Raw genomic sequence first — 6,162 nt, forward strand, 5'->3', positions numbered from 1 at the left:
GAGCTTGCACAAAAAGAGCTTGTGAATGACCTTACACTTCTTGTAGTGCAGCCTGATGGCACCGAAGTTGTAGTAAATGACACAATTAACAACGTGGAACAAGTGCTCTTTGAAGAGCCTGAAGCCGGCTGGTACACTGTAAAAGTGGCCGGCGCGTCGGTCCCAATGGGACCACAGCCCTGCGCTATAGTTGTCAGTGGCGCAGCGGATGCAATAGATTCCCTCAGTTTCACACCAGAGCAGACGACTTACTACACTGGAAGCCGCACAACATTCGAAGCTGAAGCATTTGATGAGAACAATAATTCTATTAGCACTTCGTTCCGATGGGAAAGCAGCAACCCTACCGTTGCAACGATCGATGGTTCTACCGGATATTTCAGAGCTCTTGACCAAGGAATGACCAATATCACAGTATATGCCGGAACTTTGTCATCAACAGTAACTATAACTGTGGAAAGATCTACATCTTCCAGCTCATCATCAGGTGGTGGGGGTGGTGGCGGAGGGGGAGGAGGTACCAGTGGTGAAAGCCTTGCAAATATAATTGTAAAGGACCCTGAAACTGTATTCATCAGCAAGGACACGAACATAAAATATGAGTTCACTGAAGAAAAGAACAGTATAGGATATGTGGAGTTCACAGCTTTGAAGAACTCCGGAAAAATAACAGCTGTTGTAGAGGCACTCAATGGCAGATCATCCTTTACCAGAAGTGACGCACCTGGTAAGGTTTACCAGAATGTGAACATCTGGGTGGGAAAAACTGGTTTTGCCACAGAAAGTAATATCGCGGATCCTGTGATCGGATTTAAGGTATTACGATCATGGATGGCTAATAATGATGTTGAAAAAACATCTATCAGACTTTACAGGTACAGTTCTGATGTCTGGAATGAACTGCCTACAAGGATCATGGATGAAGATGAACGGTATGTGTACTACGAATCGGAAACACCTGGATTTTCACCTTTTGCCATCAGTGCAGAAGAGAAAACAACTGAATTTCTGACACAGACATCAGGCGCAGAAAATGATACATCAGATAATGGAACAAAGCTTCTGGGTCAGATAATTAGATCAAATAACAATGATAGCGAAAGAGATTCACTTGAAGATCAGGACAAATCGTCTGGAGATAAATTTGGATATCTTTCAAAATTTACAATAGCTTCCATAATATTAGTCATATCTGGGATGGTTTATCGATACTACAAAAAGAGAAAGTGAATAGACACAACACACGATAGAAGATGTGCATACGGAACCTGATCACTGGATTCCATAGTGGTGATCAGTATTCATTTTTACAAAAAGATTCAATTACTTTATATATCACACACGGTATATTCACTACATCTGATCTTGTTCTGGTGATATTCATAATTGAACTTATCAAGGCACTTCTCCTGGGATTTACAGTCGGCATATCTGCTGCATTGATACCCGGACCTATGATGTTCGCAACCATTGGAATATCCCTGAAAAAGGGCTGGAAAACAGGCTTATATGTATTCAGTGGTCATGCTCTTGCAGAACTTGGCATATTCCTGCTTATCCTGTTAGGGGCAGTATCCATCATCGGTGAGAGCATGATGTCATACATAGCTATAATGGGCGGTATGGTGATGCTTCTGTTTGGGGTGGTTCTGATGAAAAGCGCGAAAGAAACAGGCACAACAGACTTTGCTGCTTCGGCCTCTAAACTGGACCTGACATCAGGTCCTGTATCTGCAGGGATACTTACTTCTGTATTGAACCCTACTTTTGTTATTTGGTGGTTAACAGCCGGCAGTGCCATTATCCTGCAGGAATATATGGCAGGAATACTTGCTGTCATCGCTTTTATCGCAGGCCACTGGATCGCAGACCTTGGGTTCCTTGTAGCTGTATCTTCACCCTTCTCCAGAGGCAAGGAACTTATTTCTTCACGCACCCATAAAAGAGTGCTTTATATTTGCGGAGGGTTCATGACAGTTTTCGGTTTCTGGTTCCTGCTGAACTATAATGCTTTTTCTGCGATGATATGACCTAGCTGTAATACAGCATAAATCTTAATTCATCCAGCACCAATTCTGACAGGATGCCTATGATAGATAAACAAAAGCCCCCTGAGCACTACCAGAATATTGCAGGAGCACTGCTGTTCATTGCTGGTGTTGTGATATTCCTCGGGATCATCACTGCTGAAACACTGTACCCCGGCTATAATACTGCACAGAACATGATCAGTGACCTGGGTGCTACTGAACCACCTAACAGCATTATAATCCAGCCTTCTGCGACAATATTCAATGTCAGTATGATGGTTTGCGGTCTTTGCATAATACTTTCTGCTCTTTATATCCACCGTGCTCTGTACAGAAGTATAGTTACCTTACCCATTGTCTTGTTCGGGATCGGTGCATTGGGAGTGGGTATCTTTCCTGGGAACTATGGCGCAGTACATGGCATATCTGCGCTCATCACATTCATCTTTGGAGGTCTGGCTGCCATAATGAGCTACAAGGTAACAACATCACCTTTCAGATACTTCTCTGTGATACTGGGATCCATAGCATTGCTGGACCTGCTGCTTTATTATATTCTCGGACAGTCGAGCCCTTTTACGATATTTGGCATGGGGGGACTTGAAAGATGGATCGCATACCCGATTGCGCTCTGGGTAACAGGTTTTGGTGGTTATCTCATGGGAAGTGCAGAATAAATTAATTTAAATGGCATATTATATGAAAGAAAAGAAAGGAGAGATGTCCATCAGGATAACATCCAAAATACCGGAATCCAACTCTGAAAGACATGCACAGCTTATCATGGAGCACTGGACAGTACTGCATGAACCAAAAAGCCTCTTCTCTACCATCATGCTCTCGATCCCATTAATGGTTATTAATCTCTTTATAACATTGGTGATTATCGATCTGTTCGTACCGGTATCACCATTGATGTTCGGTATCCATCCATCATCGATCTCTCTGAACATTAATCTTGTAGCTATTCTGATCTTAATAGTACTTGTGATCATACATGAGCTCTTACACCTGATATTCATTCCAATTTTTAGGAAATCGGACAAGACATATCTGGGCATCACATACTATGGCGGATTTGTCTATTCGGAAGAAAATATCTCTAAAATGCGGTATGTGTTCATCACAATTGCCCCCTTTGTCAGCATTTCAGTTCTTTTGCCCATTCTATTGGGATCTCTCAGCTTGCTGACCCCATATTTAATGTTCTTGATCTTGCTGAATTCAATGGCCTCTTCGGTGGACATCCTGACATTGATCCTTATATTGTACCAGGTGCCTTCTGGTTCATATATTACAGTAAATGGGAAGAGAACTTACTGGAAATAAAAACAGTTACGATCCTGATAGCTCTGCTCCAAGCCCAGCCAGTACCTATCGATATCAAGGATTGAAAGAAGATTCACTTTGATCTGTTGATGCATTTTATGGGTAAAAGAACTGCTATCCTTGACTTATTACATCAAGACTTTTGGAAAAAGAAGTATGAATAACAACATATTTAAACTATAATGCCCTTTTAAGTACATTTGAGTCTTTATACGTGCATTTAAGAAGAGGAGCAATTTGATATACATAAACAATCGCTTTTCGAACATTGAAAAGAAGACAAAGAATTCGGAAGCAGGAGAGAATACATAATGCCTCTGCCTTACCTTGTCCTGATCATTTCAGTTGTGGTTATGTTGGGAACTACATTTTTTTTCATATTGAGGCGGGATCATGATTAACCAGGTCCTTCTGGTAATATATGTAATCGGAATAATCTCACTCTCCCTTAAGCTCAAGCAGGGAACCTTTTCAGGATTTGTGATATCAGATCGCCAGGTGATGTACCCTGCCGTGATAGGCATAGCCTATATGGCTGCATACTTTAGTGCGGCATCATTTCTGGGAGGCGGAGGCTTTGGCCTGGTTGCCGGTCTGCCCTGGGTCATCTGGGCTGTATTCTTCCACGTAGCCTTCGCCTGCTTAGCTTTCCTGATCGCACCAAAGATATGGGCGATGGCTCAGCATTACGATGCCAGAACTGTACCCCAGTTGCTGGAACGCAGATACAACTCCCAGAAAGGTAAGGTTCTGCTTGCGGGGATCATGCTGGTGATGTACACGGTCTATCTGGTCGCTATCTTTAAGGGCTGTGGAAATCTGCTTCAGGGACTGTTAGGAGTTACATATGTTCAGGGACTCATAATAGCAGTTGGGATCGTTGCCCTCTATTATGCTATCGGAGGGTTGCCTGCAATTCTCTGGATAAGTTTCCTGCAGGGACTGATAATGCTGGCAGGCTCAGTATTACTTTACGGAGGACTTATTTCCAGTGGAGAGGGAATGATGATATGGAACAACATCCCTGATGCAGTGCTGAACATGGGCGGAAATGTAGTACCCTGGCAAAAGAGCTTTGGAAATGCATTCGCTATCAGTTTGGGCCTCCTGGCACTGCCTGATCTGTTGATAATGATATTCTCTGCCAGGGACAGGAGAGTAGTTCGTTTTGCAGGTATCTATGGTCCTATATCCGTTGCAATTTACGCCTTATGCATATTTTCTCTGGGAATTCTGGCATATGGGGTATTCACCTCAGAGGAGCTGGCCCCCTTCATAGCAAACCCGGATGGACTTGTACCATTCCTTGCAACATCACTACTGCCGTCTGGATTTGATGGCATCGTACTTTTAGCAGCTATCTCTGCCGCTATGTCAACTATGAGTGCTATAGTTCTGGTCACAACGACAGCTCTGACCTCAGATATCCTTAAGTTCCTGCGCCCTTCAACCTCTGATGACCGGGTGCTTTTGATGACACGAATTGCAGGAGTGATCATAATAATAGTGGCGGCATTTTTCGCTGTGGACGTGCCGCAAATGATAGTTCCGCTGGTCTCTGCAAGTATGGGTGTCATTGCATGCTGCGTTTTTGTCCCCCTGATATTTGGATTATATTGGGACCGTGGCACCTCTACAGGATTTGTTGCCAGCCTTGTAGCCTCATTTGGTTCTGTGGTACTGTGGCAATACTATGGAGATCCGCTGATACATACAGTCTTCATTGGTCTGATCTGCGGAACTTTAGCATACATAGGAGGAAGTCTGTTCAGTAACAAAGATCTACCTTCTGAGATGAGCAATTAATAAGAACAGAGAAGGATCCAAACTCAAGTGCTGAAGAGGAACAAGACTCCTCTTCATTAATTAAGCATTGTCCAGCATTGAATCCAGATATTTGTTCAGGTGGACATGAACCGCATTTGTTTCACTGTTTTGTGGAAAAGTGGCGATCATTTTTTCAATGTAGCCTCTTTCCTTAACAAGTCTGAAAGTTTCGATAAAATTCAGATCGAATAACCAGGTAAGGCGGGTCAGATTCATATCATTGCAGTTTCTGACGCCTTTTATGCTTGAGATCTTATTATTGAAAATATCCTGTATCAAATGTGCAGAATATTTCTCATCATCGGGCAATCCATGCTCAAGAGCAGGATTTGGAGATATGGCCTTTATAAGATAGAAGTCAGTTAGAACTTTGTAGATATCCACTTTGTCCGCATCTCTCACCAGTTTCGAATGAAGAAGAGTTTTTCCGTCAAGTCCATCCGGGATCTTTTGCAGGTTATGGTTCTCGATAGCTGTAAAGATGATGTCTTGTTCTTTTTTAGATAAAAATGACAGCACCCCTGCAGATCGTAATACCCTTACACCCAGAAGAGCATGGTTCTCCGATTCAGAGTCATGGAAAGTCTTGTACTTGCTTATTTGCTCAAAACGGCCTATGTCATGAAGAAGAGCAATTGTAACGGCAAGATAATAGTCTTCTTCATCCAGTTTTTCAGATATTGCGATCCGAGAGGAATTTTCACATACACGGCTGGTGTGTTCTTCTTTAAGCCTGACGTTTTGAAGGATCAATGTATCTTCTGAATGGAAAGATCTCACATAATCCTTAAACCATGCCTTCAAATTAAGAAAATCCTCTTTTTTCATCGATATCCATAACCCTTTTGGAAATATCAGTTTTTCTGTAGGGATAACAAAAAATGATGATCAAAGGAGAACAACAGAAATATAGCTGCATGGAAACATTTGAGCGACCATGCAACTAAACAGTAAATTTCTGTAAGATCACTTGACT

6 protein-coding genes are annotated in these 6,162 nt (G+C 42.5%); 5 read left to right on the top strand and 1 reads right to left on the bottom strand.

Annotated elements, in window-relative coordinates; translation table 11 throughout:
• The 5 genes from AB7U21_RS09600 to AB7U21_RS09620 form a co-directional block, all read left to right on the top strand.
• On the top strand, positions 1-1,230 hold a 1,230-nt coding region (locus AB7U21_RS09600), incomplete at its 5' end, for a PGF-pre-PGF domain-containing protein (protein ID WP_428388621.1).
• A 23-nt stretch (positions 1,231-1,253) separates the two neighbouring features.
• A complete protein-coding gene (locus AB7U21_RS09605; RefSeq protein ID WP_428388623.1) occupies positions 1,254-2,030 on the top strand; it encodes a LysE family transporter in 777 nt (258 codons plus the stop codon).
• 59 nt (positions 2,031-2,089) lie between these two features.
• Positions 2,090-2,707 (top strand): DUF998 domain-containing protein, encoded by a 618-nt coding sequence (locus AB7U21_RS09610; protein WP_428388625.1) that lies wholly within the window; start codon positions 2,090-2,092, stop codon positions 2,705-2,707.
• A 22-nt stretch (positions 2,708-2,729) separates the two neighbouring features.
• On the top strand, positions 2,730-3,359 hold the full coding sequence (locus tag AB7U21_RS09615) for a DUF3267 domain-containing protein (protein ID WP_428388627.1): 630 nt from the start codon (positions 2,730-2,732) through the stop codon (positions 3,357-3,359).
• A 393-nt stretch (positions 3,360-3,752) separates the two neighbouring features.
• Positions 3,753-5,165 carry a sodium:solute symporter family protein gene (locus tag AB7U21_RS09620; protein WP_333788046.1) on the top strand — a complete coding sequence of 471 codons (1,413 nt, stop codon included), beginning with the start codon at positions 3,753-3,755 and terminating at the stop codon, positions 5,163-5,165.
• A gap of 60 nt (positions 5,166-5,225) precedes the next feature.
• On the opposite strand, the gene AB7U21_RS09625 is transcribed toward AB7U21_RS09620, so the two are convergent.
• Positions 5,226-6,014, bottom strand: coding sequence for an HD domain-containing protein (locus AB7U21_RS09625; RefSeq protein WP_428388629.1), 789 nt, complete (start codon positions 6,012-6,014; stop codon positions 5,226-5,228).
• Between the last annotated feature and the right edge of the window lie 148 nt (positions 6,015-6,162).

This window comes from Methanomethylovorans sp., assembly GCF_050177135.1.
In the GTDB taxonomy this organism is placed as follows: domain Archaea; phylum Halobacteriota; class Methanosarcinia; order Methanosarcinales; family Methanosarcinaceae; genus Methanomethylovorans.

Excerpts from the sequence above, each read along its gene's own strand:
- AB7U21_RS09605 (WP_428388623.1), top strand. The coding sequence starts at position 1,254 with ATGTGCATACGGAACCTGATCACTGGATTCCATAGTGGTGATCAGTAT.
- AB7U21_RS09610 (WP_428388625.1), top strand. The coding sequence starts at position 2,090 with ATGATAGATAAACAAAAGCCCCCTGAGCACTACCAGAATATTGCAGGA.
- AB7U21_RS09615 (WP_428388627.1), top strand. The coding sequence starts at position 2,730 with ATGAAAGAAAAGAAAGGAGAGATGTCCATCAGGATAACATCCAAAATA.
- AB7U21_RS09620 (WP_333788046.1), top strand. The coding sequence starts at position 3,753 with ATGATTAACCAGGTCCTTCTGGTAATATATGTAATCGGAATAATCTCA.
- AB7U21_RS09625 (WP_428388629.1), bottom strand. The coding sequence starts at position 6,014 with ATGAAAAAAGAGGATTTTCTTAATTTGAAGGCATGGTTTAAGGATTAT.